This is a genomic window from Amycolatopsis sp. NPDC114484, from assembly GCF_055633755.1.
On record NZ_JBVKDQ010000001.1, the window covers coordinates 338,965 to 354,472 of the forward strand.

The 15,508-nt window shown below is 68.4% G+C and carries 10 protein-coding genes; 4 read left to right on the forward strand and 6 right to left on the reverse strand.

Annotated elements, in window-relative coordinates:
• The first annotated feature begins 18 nt into the window (after positions 1–18).
• From ACZ7SW_RS01710 to ACZ7SW_RS01720, 3 genes are all read left to right on the forward strand, one after another.
• Positions 19–2,310 carry a (Fe-S)-binding protein gene (locus ACZ7SW_RS01710; protein WP_470228510.1) on the forward strand — a complete coding sequence of 764 codons (2,292 nt, stop codon included), beginning with the start codon at positions 19–21 and terminating at the stop codon, positions 2,308–2,310.
• Between the two features lie 129 nt (positions 2,311–2,439).
• Positions 2,440–3,372, forward strand: a complete 933-nt coding sequence (locus tag ACZ7SW_RS01715) for a hypothetical protein (protein ID WP_470228511.1) — start codon at positions 2,440–2,442, stop codon at positions 3,370–3,372.
• Positions 3,373–3,382: 10 nt separating this feature from the next.
• Positions 3,383–4,375, forward strand: a complete 993-nt coding sequence (locus tag ACZ7SW_RS01720; protein ID WP_470228512.1) for a cation diffusion facilitator family transporter — start codon at positions 3,383–3,385, stop codon at positions 4,373–4,375.
• On the opposite strand, the gene ACZ7SW_RS01725 is transcribed toward ACZ7SW_RS01720, so the two are convergent.
• The 4 genes from ACZ7SW_RS01725 to ACZ7SW_RS01740 all read right to left on the reverse strand — a co-directional run bounded on the left by ACZ7SW_RS01725 (position 4,369) and on the right by ACZ7SW_RS01740 (position 12,435).
• Positions 4,369–5,046, reverse strand: coding sequence for a CAP domain-containing protein (locus tag ACZ7SW_RS01725; protein ID WP_470229223.1), 678 nt, complete (start codon positions 5,044–5,046; stop codon positions 4,369–4,371). The two genes, ACZ7SW_RS01720 and ACZ7SW_RS01725, sit on opposite strands and share 7 nt — an antisense overlap.
• A 103-nt stretch (positions 5,047–5,149) precedes the next feature.
• A complete protein-coding gene (gene rph / locus ACZ7SW_RS01730; RefSeq protein WP_470228513.1) occupies positions 5,150–7,741 on the reverse strand; it encodes a rifamycin-inactivating phosphotransferase in 2,592 nt (863 codons plus the stop codon).
• A 173-nt stretch (positions 7,742–7,914) separates the two neighbouring features.
• On the reverse strand, positions 7,915–11,859 hold the full coding sequence (locus ACZ7SW_RS01735; protein ID WP_470228514.1) for a DUF7507 domain-containing protein: 3,945 nt from the start codon (positions 11,857–11,859) through the stop codon (positions 7,915–7,917).
• 105 nt (positions 11,860–11,964) lie between these two features.
• A complete protein-coding gene (locus tag ACZ7SW_RS01740; RefSeq protein ID WP_470228515.1) occupies positions 11,965–12,435 on the reverse strand; it encodes a MarR family winged helix-turn-helix transcriptional regulator in 471 nt (156 codons plus the stop codon).
• Positions 12,436–12,507: 72 nt separating this feature from the next.
• On the opposite strand from ACZ7SW_RS01740, the gene ACZ7SW_RS01745 reads away from it, so the two are divergent.
• Positions 12,508–13,704, forward strand: a complete 1,197-nt coding sequence (locus ACZ7SW_RS01745; RefSeq protein WP_470228516.1) for an FAD-dependent oxidoreductase — start codon at positions 12,508–12,510, stop codon at positions 13,702–13,704.
• Here ACZ7SW_RS01745 and dcd read toward each other — a convergent pair.
• Both dcd and ACZ7SW_RS01755 read right to left on the reverse strand, forming a co-directional pair.
• Positions 13,701–14,282, reverse strand: coding sequence for a dCTP deaminase (gene dcd, locus ACZ7SW_RS01750; RefSeq protein ID WP_470228517.1), 582 nt, complete (start codon positions 14,280–14,282; stop codon positions 13,701–13,703). The genes ACZ7SW_RS01745 and dcd overlap by 4 nt on opposite strands.
• Positions 14,269–15,465, reverse strand: a complete 1,197-nt coding sequence (locus ACZ7SW_RS01755) for an oxygenase MpaB family protein (protein WP_470228518.1) — start codon at positions 15,463–15,465, stop codon at positions 14,269–14,271. Before ACZ7SW_RS01755 ends, dcd begins: the two co-directional genes overlap by 14 nt.
• Positions 15,466–15,508 lie beyond the last annotated feature (43 nt).

A 15,508-nucleotide genomic window follows, 5' to 3' on the forward strand; every position in this document is an offset into this window, starting at 1 on the left:
GACGAAAGGCACCCGACGATGGGCGCTGTACAGCTGACGCTCGGGGGGATCTCCGTCCTCCTCGGCATCGTCGCCTGGGGAATGTTCATCGCGACCATTGCCCGCTTCGTGCGGGTGATCAAGCTCGGCCAGCCGGACGCGACGCGCAACGGCCCGTTCGTGCCCCGCATGATCACCCTGGTCAAGGAGTTCGCGGCGCACACCCGCATGGCGAAGTTCCGCCAGGTAGCCCCGTGGCACTGGCTGGTCATGTGGGGCTTCCTGATCGGGTCGCTCGCGCTGTTCGAGGCCTACGGCGAGGTGTTCGTCCCGACCTGGGGCTGGCCGATCCTCGAGGACTGGTCGCTGTGGAGCCTCCTGATGGAGCTGCTCGGCGTCGGCACGGTCGTCGGCGGCGTCGCGCTCGCGATCATCCGGCAGCTGAACCACCCGCGCCGGGCCGACCGGCTGTCGCGCTTCGCGGGCTCGAACTTCAAGTGGGCCTACTTCGTCGAGGCCGTGGTGATCGTCGAGGGCATCGGCATCATCGGCGTGCGCGCCGCGAAGGCCGCGATGGGCGTGCACGAGACGCCGACCTGGGCCGCGTTCGTGTCGAACCCGCTCAGCGAGCTGCTGCCCTCCAGCGCGGCGCTGGTGTCGGTGTTCGCCTTCATCAAGCTGATGAGCGCCACGGTCTGGCTGATCGTCGTGGCCCGCACGATGACGATGGGCATCGCCTGGCACCGGTTCAGCGCGTTCTTCAACATCTACTTCAAGCGCGAGGCCGACGGCGACGTCGCGCTCGGCGCGGTCGTGCCGATGATGAGCAAGGGCAAGGTGCTCGACCTCGAAGAGGCCGACCCGGACGAGGACACCTTCGGTGTCGGCGCCATCGAGGACTTCAGCTGGAAGGGCTGGCTGGACTTCTCCACCTGCACCGAATGCGGCCGTTGCCAGTCGCAGTGCCCGGCGTGGAACACCGGCAAGCCGCTGTCGCCGAAGCTGCTCATCACGCAGCTTCGCGACCACGCCTACGCGAAGGCCCCGTACCTGCTCGCGGGCGGCAAGCGCGACATGGCGGGCGACGAAATCGGGTTGTCCGGCGACAACATGTACGCGGGCATCGACGTCCTCGCGATCGCTGAGTCGCAGAAGGCGCTCGTCGGCGACGACGGCGGCGTGATCGACCCCGACGTGCTGTGGTCCTGCACCTCCTGCGGTGCCTGCGTCGAGCAGTGCCCGGTCGACATCGAGCACGTCGACCACATCGTCAACATGCGCCGCTACCAGGTGATGATCGAGTCGTCGTTCCCCACGGAGCTGAACGGCATGTTCAAGAACCTGGAGAACAAGGGCAACCCGTGGGGCCAGAACGCCAAGGACCGTCTGCAGTGGACGGAGGACCTCGACTTCGAGGTTCCGGTCTTCGACGGCGACCTGGGCGACGCGGAGTACCTGTTCTGGGTCGGCTGCGCCGGTGCGTTCGAGGACCGCGCGAAGAAGACCACTCGCGCGGTGGCCGAACTGCTGCACATCGCGGGCGTCAAGTACACCGTGCTCGGCTCGGAGGAGTCCTGCACCGGTGACCCGGCTCGCCGCGCGGGCAACGAGTTCCTGTTCCAGATGCTGGCGCAGCAGAACGTCGAGGTGCTGAACTCGGTGTTCGAGGGCCGGGAACGCAAGGCGCGCAAGGTCGTAGTCACCTGTGCGCACTGCTTCAACACCCTCGCCAACGAGTACCCAGAGCTGGGCGGCCAGTTCGACGTCGTGCACCACACGCAGCTGCTGAACCGCCTGGTGCGGGAGAAGCACCTGACGCCGGTCGCGCCGGTCGCCGAGGACGTCACCTACCACGACCCCTGCTACCTGGGCCGGCACAACAAGGTCTACGACGCTCCGCGCGAGCTCGTCGGCGCGTCCGGTGCGCAGCTGCGCGAAATGCCGCGCCACGGCGACCGGTCGATGTGCTGTGGCGCGGGCGGCGCGCGGATGTGGATGGAGGAGAAGATCGGCAAGCGGATCAACGTCGAGCGCGTGGACGAGGCGCTCGGCACCGCTCCGTCGAAGATCGCCACCGGCTGCCCGTTCTGCCGCGTGATGCTCACCGACGGCGTCACCTCGCGCCAGAGCGACGGTCTGGCGAGCGAGAAGGTCGAGGTCGTGGACGTCGCGCAGCTGCTGCTCACCGCGGTGAAGCGCAAGCCGGAACCGGCGCTGGTCGCCTCGGGCGCGCCGTCGCTCGACGAATCGGACGCGGAGCTGTCGGCCAAGCCGGACGTCCCGACCGACGAGAAGCCGACCGGAACGCCGTTGCCCGAGGGCGACGACTGAGGTTCTCTCCGAAGACGGCCCCTGGCATCCTCGGATGCCAGGGGCCGTTCTGTTACCGGGACATTTGTCAGGGTCGGATCATGATGTTCGGCCCGGGTCCGAAGACGCGCGCGCTGCGAGTCTCCCGGCATGACATTCCGGAAGACCGCGGTTGCCGTCCTGGCAGGGCTTTCTCCGCTCTTCGCCGAGTTCCTGCTCGGCGACCAATATTTGTCGGGCCCGCCGGAAGCCGGTCGGCAGCTGGCCATGTTCGCGATGTTCGTGACGCTGTACGGAGCCGGTGCGGTTTTGATTCGCGAGGTGGCGCGACGGATGAATCGCGGCTGGCCGACCATTATCGCGCTGGCGGTCGCGTACGGCGTCGCAGAAGAAGGCCTGCTGACCCAGACCCTCTTCAACCCGCACTATCTCGGCCTCGATCTGCTTAAGCCCGCGTACGTTCCATGGCTGGGCATCGGCGGGCAGTGGACGGTGTACGTGGTGACGCTGCACGTGGTGTGGAGCATCGCAGCGCCCATCGCGATCGCGGAAGCCTTCTTCGGCCGTACGCCGTGGTTGCGCCGACCTGGGCTATGGGCATGGAGCGGCGTATTAGCCATCGGCTGCGCGGCAACGTTCTTCGTGAGCTACCAAATGGGGCACTTCCTCGCAGCTCCGGCACAGCTGATCGGCGCGTTCCTCGTAGCAGCGGGACTCGCGTTCGCCGCTCTTCGGCTGACGGCCACGCCGAAGCCGGTGCGTGGCAACGGGTGGATCGGCTTCACGGTCGGACTCATCGCAAGCACCGTGTTCCAGCTCGTCATGAAGGCGGACCTGTCTCCGTGGCCGACTGTTGCCGTCATGCTGGCGTTGGAAGCGGCAGTGCTCGCGTACGCGATCCGCGTGCGCCCTCCGGCCATCTCGCTGGCCGCGGGCGCCACCGTCACGTACGGCTGGGTCGGGCTGCTGACAGCCGTGGACGCAGGCTTCGCCGCGACGGTCGAACAATCGGTACTGGTCGCGGGCGCACTCGTACTCGTGGCGGCCGCTTGCAACAGGCGGCGAACCCCGCAGTGCAGTTAGTCTTTCCGGCGTGAGCGACGAATCCGAGGGCGGCGGCGAAAGCACCCTCACCGTGGTGCTGGCCGGCGGGGTGAACCTGGCCATCGCGGTGCTGAAACTCGTCGCGGGCATCATCACCGGGTCGGGCGCGATGTTGTCGGAGGCCGCGCATTCGGTCGCCGACACCATCACCGAGGTGCTGCTGCTCACCGCGTTGAAACGGTCGGAGCGACCGGCGGATCGCCGCCATCCGTTCGGGTACGGCAAGGAGCGCTACTTCTGGTCGCTGCTCGCCGCGGTGTCGATCTTCGCTTCCGGTGCGGTTTTCGCGCTGTACGAAGGATTTAGCACCGTTTTCGGGGAAGGCGCGGAGCAGACGAAACCGATCGTCGGCTATATCGTGCTGGCGATTGCGTTCGCGCTCGAATCGGTGTCGTGGGCACAGGCGGTCCGTCAGGTCCGTCGCGACGCGAAGGCCGAGCAGCGGTCGTTCTTCGCCTACCTGCGGATGATCGACGACCCGGCCCCGAAGACGGTGCTGTTCGAGGATTCGGCGGCGCTGGTCGGGCTGCTGCTCGCGTTCGCCGGGATCGGGCTGCACCAGCTGACCGGCTCGGACGTCTGGGACGGCATCGCGTCGATCCTGATCGGCGTGCTGCTGGCGTGCGTCGCGTACCTGCTCGGCAGCACGAACCGCGGTCTGCTGGTCGGCCGTCAGGCGGATCCGCGCCTGGTCCGCGGCATCCGCGACCATCTCGGGGCCGCGCCGGAGATCGACGCGCTGGTGGATTTGCAGACCATGCTGATGGGCACCGACCACGTCCTGGTCTGCGCCCGCGTGGACTTCGACGACGCACTCGGGGCGGCCGACCTGGAACACGCGTGCGTGCGGCTGGCCGACGAGCTGAGCGACCGGTTCCCGGACGTCGCCGAGGTGTTCATCGAACCGGTGCCGCGGACGGATCCGAAGCTGCGCGCGACGGTGCTGGCCCGGTACGGCCTTCCGCCGCGGCCGACTCAGTAGCCGAAGTCCTGCGTCCAGTACCAGCCGTCGGTCGCGACGCCGACGCCCAGTTTCGTCAGCGAGCAGTTGAGGATGTTCTTGCGGTGCCCGCTGGAGTTCATCCACATCTGCATCACCTGGTCCGCGCTGGTCGCGCCCTTCGCGATGTTCTCCGCGCCCGGCTTGGAGTATCCGGCGGCGGTGATGCGGTCGGCGAAGCTCTCGCCTTCCGGGGTGTCGTGGGAAAAGTAGTCGCGGTGGGACATGTCGTCGCTGTGGCCCTGCGCCGCTTTGTCGAGATGCGGTTCCTCGGTCACCGGGTCGCAGCCCGCCTTGTCCCGCTCGTCGTTGACCAGCGCGAGGACCTGTCCCGTCAGCGTCGGCGCGCTGCGCGGCTTGGGCGACGGCTTCGCACTGCTGCTCGTCGGAGTGTCCTCTTTGGACTCTTCGGTGGGCGGCGGCGCGGGCTTGGCTGACGTGGACGGTGTCGTCGTGGTCGCGGGCGCGCTGGAGCTCGGGGTCGCCGACGTGGAGGACGCCGGCGCTACCGCGAACGGTCGCAACGCACCCGCGGACAGCCCGTCGTTCCGCGTTTCCGGGACCGCGACGCTCAGTGTGTCGAGGTGCCCGGAGCGCAGCGCGAAGGTTCCGCCCGCTGCTCCGAGCCCCCCGAAGAGAACACTGAGAGTCACACTCACGACCCGGACGCGCACACTAATGGAGGACACAGCCGCGGAAACTATCACGAACTGATTACGATGGTTACCTCCAAATGGCGCAGCGGCCGGAGACCCACTACCCAGCGTCGAGAACCTCGATATACCCGTCTGTCCCGTTGACCCGGATCCGCTGCCCGTCCTTGAGCAGCCGCGTAGCGCCTTGGACCCCGACGACCGCGGGCAGGCCGTACTCCCGCGCGATCACCGCGCCGTGCGTCATCAGGCCGCCGACCTCGGTCACCAGGCCGGTGATCGCGACGAACAGCGGCGACCAGCTCGGGTCCGTGTACGCCGTGACGAGGATGTCTCCCGGTTCGAGGTCCGCGTCGGCCAGATCCAGGATGACGCGGGCGCGTCCCTCGATGGTCCCGGCGGACACCGGCAGCCCGACCAGCGCGCCTTCGGGCAGGTCGTCGCGGCGGTAGCTGCCGGAAACCGCGTCGCCGTCCGACGTCAGCACGCGGGGCGGCGTCAGCGATTCGTAGGACCGGAACGCTTCCTTGCGCTGCTGGATCAGCTCGCGGTCGACCTCGTTCGTCCGCACGACCTCCTGGAATTCCTGCAGCCGCAAGAAAAAGAGGTCCTCCGGCGCGTCGAGCACCCCGGCCCGCACGAGTCGCTGCGCCTCGCCGAGCAGAGCTTGCTTGTACACGAAATAGCGGCTGACCATGCCGTACTTCGGGTACTCGCGGTATCCGGTGAACGTCCGGACGCGCTCGATCATCCGCTCGGTTTCTTCGGCCTTCGCCTCGCCGTCCGGCAAGGCGCGCAAGCGTTCCAGGACTTCCTGCGCCTTGTCCAACGCTTCCCGCCGCCCTTGTTCGAAGCGGCGCTTCCCGGCTCCGGGCTCGAAGTTTTTGATGTTGGACAACAACATCGGCACCAACGCGACCGGCTGCTCGCTCCACCGCGGCCGGGTAATGTCGATCTCGCCGACGCAGCGCATGCCGTACTTGTCGAGGTACCCCTGGATGGCGGCGCGCGATTCCTCCCCGCCGGCCAGCTTGGGCAGCTCGTCAAGGAAACCGTTGTCCTCGACGTCCTGCAGGAACGCGACGACCTCGGGGTGGGTCCGGAGCACATCCGCCACGTCGAGGAGCGCCAGGCCCATCTCCGCGGTGATGTTGTGCGGAACGGACTGCGTGAGCGTGTCGGCGACGTTCTTCTCGCCGAGCCACTCCTGCAGATGGTCGTTCAGCCACCAGGACGCCTGCATCGCCGCCGTGAACACCTGGTGGCTGCGCGGATCGAAGAGGATCCGGCGCAGTTCCTCGAGGTCCTCGAAAAGGAAGTCGAGCAGCTCGCTGCCGGACTTCGCGGCGATTTCACGCTGCAGCGTGGCGATGGAAGCCTCGCTGTGCTGGATCAGTTCGGTGACGACGGCCGGATCGGTCTCGATGGTGGCCGGTGCGGCGCCGGGGACCTGCTGACCGAGGCCGTCGTCCTCGGCCAGCGGGAGGAAGCCGTCGCGGGAAAGAACGGTCTCCAGCGCGTCCCCCATCAGCGGGTCGGATTTCCCCGCCATCTCAAGGAAACTGGTGCGGCTCCTGGACCCCGACAGCAGCGCGGTGGCGTCCGCGAACAGCCGCCCGCCTGCCTCGGCCATCGGCCGCGGGGTCGTCAGCTGCCAGACCGACAGGCCGAGCGGCTTCATCGCGTCGGTCATCATCTGCTGGTGGCCGACGGAGACGTAGACGTGGTTTTTCTCGTCGGCGGCCTCCGGGATCGGGAACAGCGTCGTGACGGGGCGGCTTTGGACGATCTGGAACTCGTCGCCGGCGAGGCACCATTCGATGTCCTGCGGACGGCCGAAATGCGCTTCGATCGTGCGGCCGAGTGCCACGAGCCGCAGCACCTGTTCGTCGGTCAGCGCGGCCTGTTCCTGCTGGTCCGCGGCGATCTGGTGCTCTTCGGTGCCGCCGCCCGGCACGGCCAGGATGGCGCGCTGCTTGGCGGCGATCGCCTTCTCGATGATCGCGCCGTCGCGCACCTGGTAACTGTCGGCGTTGACCAGACCGGAAACCAGCGCCTCGCCGAGGCCGAAGCTGGCCTCCACGGTCGCGATCTTCCGGTTGGACGTCACCGGGTCGGCGGTGAAGGCGACCCCGGCCACCTCCGGGAAAACCATCTGCTGCACGACCACGGCCATGTGGACTTTCCGGTGGTCAAAGCCGTTGCGCAGCCGGTAGGTCACCGCGCGTTCGGTGAACAGCGACGCCCAGCACCGGCTGATGTGCCGCAGAACCGCCTCCGCGCCGATGACGTTCAGGTAAGTGTCTTGCTGACCAGCGAAGGAAGCCCCCGGAAGGTCCTCAGCGGTCGCACTCGACCGGACCGCGTAGGCGCGTCCGTCCACCAGCGCGCCGGTGATCTCCGCCGCCAGATCGTCGGGAATGGCGATCGCTTCCAGCGCCTGCCGGACCTCCGCGCTGCCTTCGCTGATCGCGTCCCGGTCGTCCGGGTTCAGCTTCGACAACCGCTCCAGAGGCTTCGCCAGTTCCGGCGCGTCCTCCATGATCCGCTCGAACGCGTCCGTCGTCACGCAAAAGCCGGGCGGCACGCGGACCCCGCCGATCCGCGCGAGTTCTCCCAGATGCGCGCCCTTGCCTCCGACGATCGCGACCTGCTCCTGGTCGATCTCCTGGAGACCGAGCACGTAGCTGCGCATTCGTTCGTTTCCCCCGTCTGTGGTCGTTCTCGGCTTTCTCTCGCCCGCGAGCGGCAGCCTGGTCGGCTGGAGATTCTGCGGCACCACCCGGGTCTTGCGGCAAGCCCCCCAGTGCGTTATAAGTTAAATACGGCAGGGAGAGGTGTTCTCCGCTGCCTTTCTTTTTGCCCTCCTCAAGGCCCGACCTTCGTCGTCGTGGTGGCCTCCTTCGTGACCGGACGACCGGTCTGGTCAGTCGCCGTCGCGGTGGTCGTCGTGGTCACGTCCGCGCGAGCCGAGAGCGTGCAGGCGCGGGTGGCCTGTTCGCCAGGGGCCAGCTGGGTGATGGTGAACGAGCAGGCCTGGTCCGCGTCGCGAACGGTCACCTCGTGCAAGGGCGCGTCGCCGGTGTTGCGGAGGGTGCTCACGTACGTCACCGGGTCGCCCGGCCGGATCGGCTGCCGCAGGTAATCGCGGCGCAGGGCCAACGCCGGGTGGAGCACCGCGAAGTCCGCCTTCCCGGTCGCGGTGACCGGCGGGCCCCACGGAGCGGCCGCGGTCGCGGTCACTGGTGCGGAGCTGGCTGGAGCCACGCACTGATAGCGCTGGGTCCCGCCGACCGGCAGCTCAGCGAAGGTGCGCCCGCAGGCGGGGTCGGCCACCCGGACGTCGTGCAGCGGCTGGTCGCCGGTGTTGGTCAGCACGACCTCGACCGGCACCGAGTCGTCCGCTCGATACGCGCTGCTGGCGGCGTGCTTGGCGACGGTCAGCGCGGGCTTCTTCACCTTGAACGACGCCTGGGCGGAGGCGCTCACCATTCGCTGGGTCGGGTCGGTGCCGGTCACCTTCGCGGTGTTCGTGAACCCGGCCGCGCCCGCGGTGATCGTGCACTGGTACTCGATTTGGGTGTCCGGGGCCAGGCTCGGGATCTGGTGCGCGCAGGCCGGGGTTCGATCGTCCACAACGGACACCGCGGTCAGCGGGACGTCGCCGACGTTGCGGACCAGCAGCGAGAAGGTGACCTTGTCGCCTTGGCGCACCTCGTAGGGCTGGGCGTCCTTGATGATCGCGATTTCCGGGTGGATGACGTCGATCTTCGCCGAGCCGGACGCGGTGACCGGGCGGTTCGTCGGGTCGGTGCCGGTCAGGGCGGCGACGATGGTGAAGTCGTCCGGTTTGGCCTTCACCGTGCACTGGTAGCTCTGCGCGGCACCCGGTTCGAGGCGGTCGAACTTCTTCGGGCAAGCGGGGTCGTTGCTGGTCACCGCGGTGAGCGGGACGTCGCCGGTGTTGGTGACGGCGACCGTCACGGCGAGGGTGTCGCCGGCCCGCGCGACGGTCGGGTTCGCGGAGGTCATCACGGTGAGCGCGGGGTGGATGACGTCGACGTGCGCGTCGGCGGACGCGGTGAGCGGCGGGCCTACTGGCGGGGTTCCGGTCACGTGCGCGGCACTGACGGCGTCGTCGGCTGGGGCGGGGATAGTGCAGTCGTAGGTTTTGTTCGCTTTCGGGGCGAGGGTGTCGAGGGTTTTCGCACACGGGCCCTGGTCGGCGACCTTGACGGCGGTCAGCGGGGCGTCGCCGGTGTTGGTGACCGTGATGGTGAAGGTGACCGGGTCTCCGGCGCGGAAGGGGCCGCCGTGGACGGTCTTCGTCACTGCCAACCCTGGGTGCACCACGGTGAACGCCGCGTCCGCGCTCGCGGTTACCGTGCCGCCGATCGGGTCTGCGGCGGTCACCTTGGTGGTGTTCGAGTAACCGTCATGTCCGGCCTTAGTGGTGCAGGTGTAGTGCTGTTCTTCTGCTGCCGCCAGGGCAGGGAAGTCGCGGACGCAGTCAGGCGTGTTTTGGTCCACAATGGACACCTTGGTCAGCGGGACGTCTCCGCTGTTGCGCACGGCCACGGTGAAGGTGACTTGGTCCCCCTCGCGCACCTGCGTCGGCGCGACGGTCTGGGTGATCTGGACGGCGGGGTGGATGACGTCGACGTGCGCGCTCGCGTTCGCGGTCACCGGGCGGCCGGACGGATCGGTGCCGGTCACCGTCGCGTCGCTGGTGAGGTCGTCGGTCGCGGGATGGGTGCAGGTGTAGCTCTGCTTTGCTTGCGGGGCAAGGGTTCCCAGCCGCTTCGCGCACTCCGGGACGGCCGGGTCGGAGACCTGGGTGTCGTGGAGTGCGGTGTCGCCGGCGTTGGTCACAGTCAGGGTGAACGTCGCGGGCTCGCCCGGGTGCGCAACGGGCGGTGCCACGCTCTGCGCGAGCGTGACGAGCGGGTGGATCACGTCGATCGCCGCCTCGGCCGCCGCCGTGACCGGTGCCCCGACCGGCGGTTTCGCGGTCACCTGCAGTGCCTCGGTCACGTCGGTGCTCGGCGCAGTCGTGCTGCAGTCGAACGTCCAGTTGGCTCCGGGGGCGAGTGCATCGTGTTGCTGCGTACAGCCTTCGGCGCGGGCCATCGACGTGACAGCCAGGCCGGTGAGCGGCACGTCGCCGGTGTTCGCGACGATCACGTGCACTGCGACGGCGTCGTTTTCGCGGAACGGTCCACCTTGGGCAGCCGCGGTCAGGGTCACCGTTGGGTGCTGCACGGTGAACGTTGCGCTCGCCTTTGCGGTGACTGGGCGGCCGGTCGGGTCGGTACCGGTCACGGTCAGGTCGTTCGAGAAGCCCTGCGTTCCGGCCACCGTGGTGCAGGTGAAGGTCTGTTTGCCTTGCGCGGCAACGGTTCCGAGAGTTCGCGCGCATTCCGCGACACGATCGTCTGCCACTGCGACATCATGGAGCTCGGCGTCTCCAGCGTTGCTGACCGTGACCGTGAACGTGACACGGTCCCCCTCGCGCACCTGCGAAGGCGCGGCGGCGACGGTGGCCTCCAGCCCAGGGTGAACCACGTCGACTCGCGCGTCTGCAGTTACGCGTTGTGTCGTGCTGAGCTGATCTTTGCCAGTCGCGACAACGGTATTGGTCACGTCGTCCGCCGGCGCTAACTGTTCGCACTTATAGGTCTCGACCGCGTTGGGTGCCATGGTGCCGAAGTTGCGGACACAACCCGGCACGCTGTCGTCCGCCACCGCGACGTCATCGAGCGGTACGTCGCCAGGGTTGCGCACCGTGACGGTGAAGGTGACACGGTCCCCTTCGCGCACCTGCGCAGGGGAGGCCGCCGCGGTGACCGCCAAGGCTGGGTGGATCACCGTGACGGTCGCCGAGGATTTGGCCGTGACCGGTCGGCCAGTGCCGTCAGTACCCGTGGCGGTGACGGTGTTTGTGGTGGTCTGCGCGGGTTTCGCGGTGCAGGAGTAGGTCTGTTGCGTCCCGGGCGTGAGTACCCCGAAGGACCGCGAGCACGCCGGATTCGCGTCGTCAGTGACGTCGACCGGATTGAGCGGACTGTCGCCGGTGTTGCGCACGGTGACATTCCAGGTGACCTGGTCCCCGCCGTGCACCACCGGCGGGACGGCCGCCTTCGAGACGGACAGCGCGGGCGTGATGAGGGGGACTTTCGCGGCCGCGGTCGCGGTGACGACCTTGCCGAGCGGGTCGATCCCCTTCACCGTCGCGCTGGCTCCGTCCGGCAGCGGAACCGTCGCCGTGCAGGTGCCCACCACCGATTGCCCCGGCGCGAGGGACCCGATGGCGCGGGCGCACGAGGGGACCCCTGAGTCGCCGATGGTCACGTCGTGCAGCGGAACGTCGCCGGTGTTGGCGGTCTTGAGCGTGAAGGTCGCCTGATCGCCAGCTCGGTAAGCCGGTTTGTCGACCTGCTGGCTCAACGTCACGGCCGGGCGGAGGACATCGACCTTGCTGCCCGCCGAAGCCGACAGCTGCTCCCCGCCGGAACCCACGCCGGTCACCTTGACCGTCGAGACGAAACCCTTCTCCGGCGCGGCGAACGTGCATTGATAGCGCGTGGTGGCACCCGGAGCCAGGGGTCCGATCTTCTTGCCGCACTGCGGGTTCTGCTCGTCCACGACGTCCACATCGGACACCGGGGCCGCGGCCGGGTTCGTCACGCTCACGGTGAACGTCACCTGGTCGCCAGCGTGCACCCGATGCGGCTCAGCAACCGCCGTGACCTGCAGATCCTGCGCTGGCCGGGCCTGCGCCGCGGGCGCGGCGGGCGTCAGCAGAGTGGCCATCAGGCCGAGGACTAAGAGCAGACGTTTCCCGGCCGAAACCATGCGCGCAAGTTTTCCACCATCCGGTGACGTCGCGGCGATTTCCTACCCGGCAGTGGGATTACCTCACTCCGCTGAGCGATGAGTGAGACGCACGGTTGACTCGTGGGTGATCGCCGCTGCCTGATCGAGGAAGCCGATCACCGTTTGGAGTTGCTCGTCGGAGTAACCGGCCGCGATCGACTTCATCCCCGCGACGATGTGGTCCCACAGCGGCGCGACGCGCTCGACGCCCGCCGGGTCGATGCCGACGAGGACTTTCCGCCGGTCGTCCGGATGCGGCATCCGGTTGACGACGCCCTTGCGCTCCAGCCGGTCGACCAGCGCGGTGACGGACGCGGGCGCGAGCCCGGCGTACCCGGCCAGCTCCTTCGGCGTGAGCGGGCCGAGCCGGGCGAGGTAGTCGGTGACCTTGCTTTCGACCGCCGAGAGCCCGTTCTGCTCGGCGATGGCGGCGTGGAACATGACCGTCTCGGTCGACAGCACCCGGGAACGAAGCAGCAGCTCAGCGACCAGATCCTCGCGTTCGCTTGACATGCCCGGGGAGTCTAGCGGACTATTTAGTTCGATAGAACGAATTACTTTCCAAGATATTCGAAGGGGTGAACCATGGCACGAGTCTTGATCGCGGGCGGGGGTATCGCGGGGGCGATCACCGCGATCGCACTGCACGAGGTGGGCCACGAACCGGTGCTGTACGAGGCGTACGACCGAAGCGCGGAGGGGGTCGGCGCGTTCCTGACGCTCGCCGTGAACGGTCTCGACGCGCTGACGCCGTTAGGGCTGAAACCGCTGGTCAAAGACCTGGGCTTCGATACGCCGCAGATGACGCTCGGGCTCGGCAACGGCCGCCGGCTCAGCGAGTTCCCGCTCGGCGGGCCGCTGCCGGACGGCACGGTGAGCCAGACCGTTTTGCGCTCCGACCTCTATGTGGCGCTGCGCGACGAAGCGGCCAGACACGGAGTACCCACGGAGTTCGGCAAGCGGCTGACCGACGCCGAACAGACGGCGGACGGCGTCACCGCGAGCTTCGCCGACGGCACGAAAACCCACGGTGACCTGTTGATCGGCGCTGACGGGTTACGGTCGACAGTCCGCCGGATCCTCGACCCCTCCGCGCCGTCGCCGCGGTACGTGCCACTGCTCAACACCGGCGGCTTCGCCCGCGGTCTCGATCTCGACGACGAGCCGGGCGTCATGCACATGGTGTTCGGCCGCAAGGCGTTCTTCGCGCACGTGCTCGCCCCGGACGGTGCGGTCTGGTGGTTCGCGAACGTTCCGCACGCCAGCGAACCGACCGAATCCGACCTCGCCGCGATGCGCGGCCCCGGCTGGCGCGAGCGACTGCTCGACCTGGCCCGTCCCGACCGCACTCCGGCCGCCGCGATCATCGAGGCCAGCGAAAACATCTACGAACCGTGGGCGACGTACGACTTCCCGACGGTCCCGGTGTGGCACCGCGGCCGGATCGGCCTCATCGGCGACGCCGCGCACGCGACGTCACCGGCGGCCGGCCAGGGCGCGGCGATGGCGATCGAGGACGCGGTGACGCTCGCGATGTGCCTGCGAGACGTGCCCGACCCGGCGGCCGCGTTGACGGTCTTCGAAACCTTGCGCCGCGAACGAGTGGAAGCCGTTGTGGCCCAAGGCAAACGCAACGGCGACGGCAAGGCTCCCGGCCCGCTCGGTCGCGTGCTTCGGGACTTCTTCATCTCGCGCGCCGTGCGCAAACCGGCCGCCGAAGATCCGAACCGGTTCATGTGGGACCACCGGATCGACTGGGCGGAACCGGTCAACGCGGCTTAGCGCCAGGTGTCGACGCGGTGGAAGTTCTTGTACGCCCGGCTCGGCGTCGGCCCGCGCTGCCCCTGGTAGCGGGAGCCCGCTTCGCTGGAGCCGTACGGGAATTCCGCCGAGCTGGACAGCCGGAAAATGCACAGCTGGCCGATTTTCATGCCGGGCCACAGCGTGATCGGCAGGTTCGCGACGTTCGACAGCTCGAGCGTGATGTGCCCGGAGAAGCCGGGGTCGATGAAGCCCGCGGTGGAGTGGGTGAGCAGCCCGAGGCGGCCGAGCGAGGACTTGCCCTCGAGCCGCCCGGCGAGGTCGTCGGCGAGGGCGACCTGCTCGAACGTGGACCCGAGCACGAACTCGCCGGGGTGCAGCACGAACGGCTCGTCGCCCTCTTTTTCGACCAGCGAGGTCAGCTCGTCCTGCTGCAGCTGCGGGTCGATGTGGGTGTACTTGCTGTTGTCGAAGACCCGGAAGTAACGGTCGAGCCGGACGTCGATGCTGGACGGCTGGACCATGTCGGGGTCGAAGGGGTCGATGCCGAGACGGCCGGCGTCGAGCTCTTTGCGGAGGTCACGGTCACTGAGCAGCACGGATGCAGCCTATCGGGCGGGCAGGCGGCACCGGGGCACCCCTCCGCCCGAACACCGCGTTCATCCGCTTGAGGTACCGCCGGCGCCCGAACGCGCCGAGCGCTTCCTGCAGCGCAGTCGCACCGGGAACGAGCTGGCGGAGAGTCTCCGCCGCGTAGTTCACCCCCGCCGCGGCGAGCACCGCGGCCTGCGCGACCGGGTTGTCCGGCAGCCCGAGAAAGTCCGCGTTGTCCCGCCCGAGCACGAGCCGGCTGATCGCGGAATGCACGCCGACGTTCACCTGCGCGAGGACTTTGCCGGCGGCCCCGCGCCCCTCACCGATCGCCGCGTGCGTATCGACGAGGGCACGGGCGAGCCGCTTCGAGTCGTCGTCCGGGATGAACTCGGTGGCGGCCAGCATCCAGAGCAACCGCCAGGCGTCGTCCTCGTCGGCGGGCAGCAGTTCGTCGGTGACGCCCATCAGCCAGCCGACGTAGCGCCAGAGATGGAGGATGTCGGCCTTCTCGCGGGCGGTGTAGCGGAGGCCGAGCAGTTGCGTGCCGAAGACGTAGACGAGCGAGAAGAGGAGGAGAGTGCCCGCGGTCTGGACCTGATTGACCGGCCGGTCCCACCGCTCGTAATCCCAGTCGGGCCGATTGTTCATCGCACGCCGGACGTGCGCGTGCACCAGCCGGATCCGCAGCGCGGCCTGATACCCCGTGCCATGCTTTTGGAGCGCCCCCGGAGTCGTGACATCGATCCACCACGCCGCGGTCTCCACCAGCCGCCGCGGTGCCCGATGCTCGATTTCCCCGGTGCCGACCAGTGATTTCGTCGCTCGGGAGGCGAGGTAGCCGCCCATCAGCGACATGTCGCCAAGCGGGAAAAGCCCGAGAAGCCCGGCGCGGGTGACCGCCTTCGCGCCGCTGACGAGCCGTCGTTGGTCGACCCAGTACGGGGTGGCCTCGACGTGGTCGATGAAGGCGGCGAGTTCCGGCGGCACTTGGTCCCCGTTGAGCGCCTTGTCGACGAGGTCTTGATTGCGGGGTTCCTGGTGCAGCCACTCGACGACAGCGTCGGCCAGTGCGTCTTCCTGCTGGGCGAAGGTCCGGAGCCGCTTGAGCTGCGCTTCGTCGACGGTGGCGCCTCGGGTTCGGGCAGCCAGCCGAAACCCGCCTTGCCGGAACATCTCGGGGTCGTCCATCGCGCACCTCCGCACCGTGGGTCGACAACAAGTGTTGTCACTT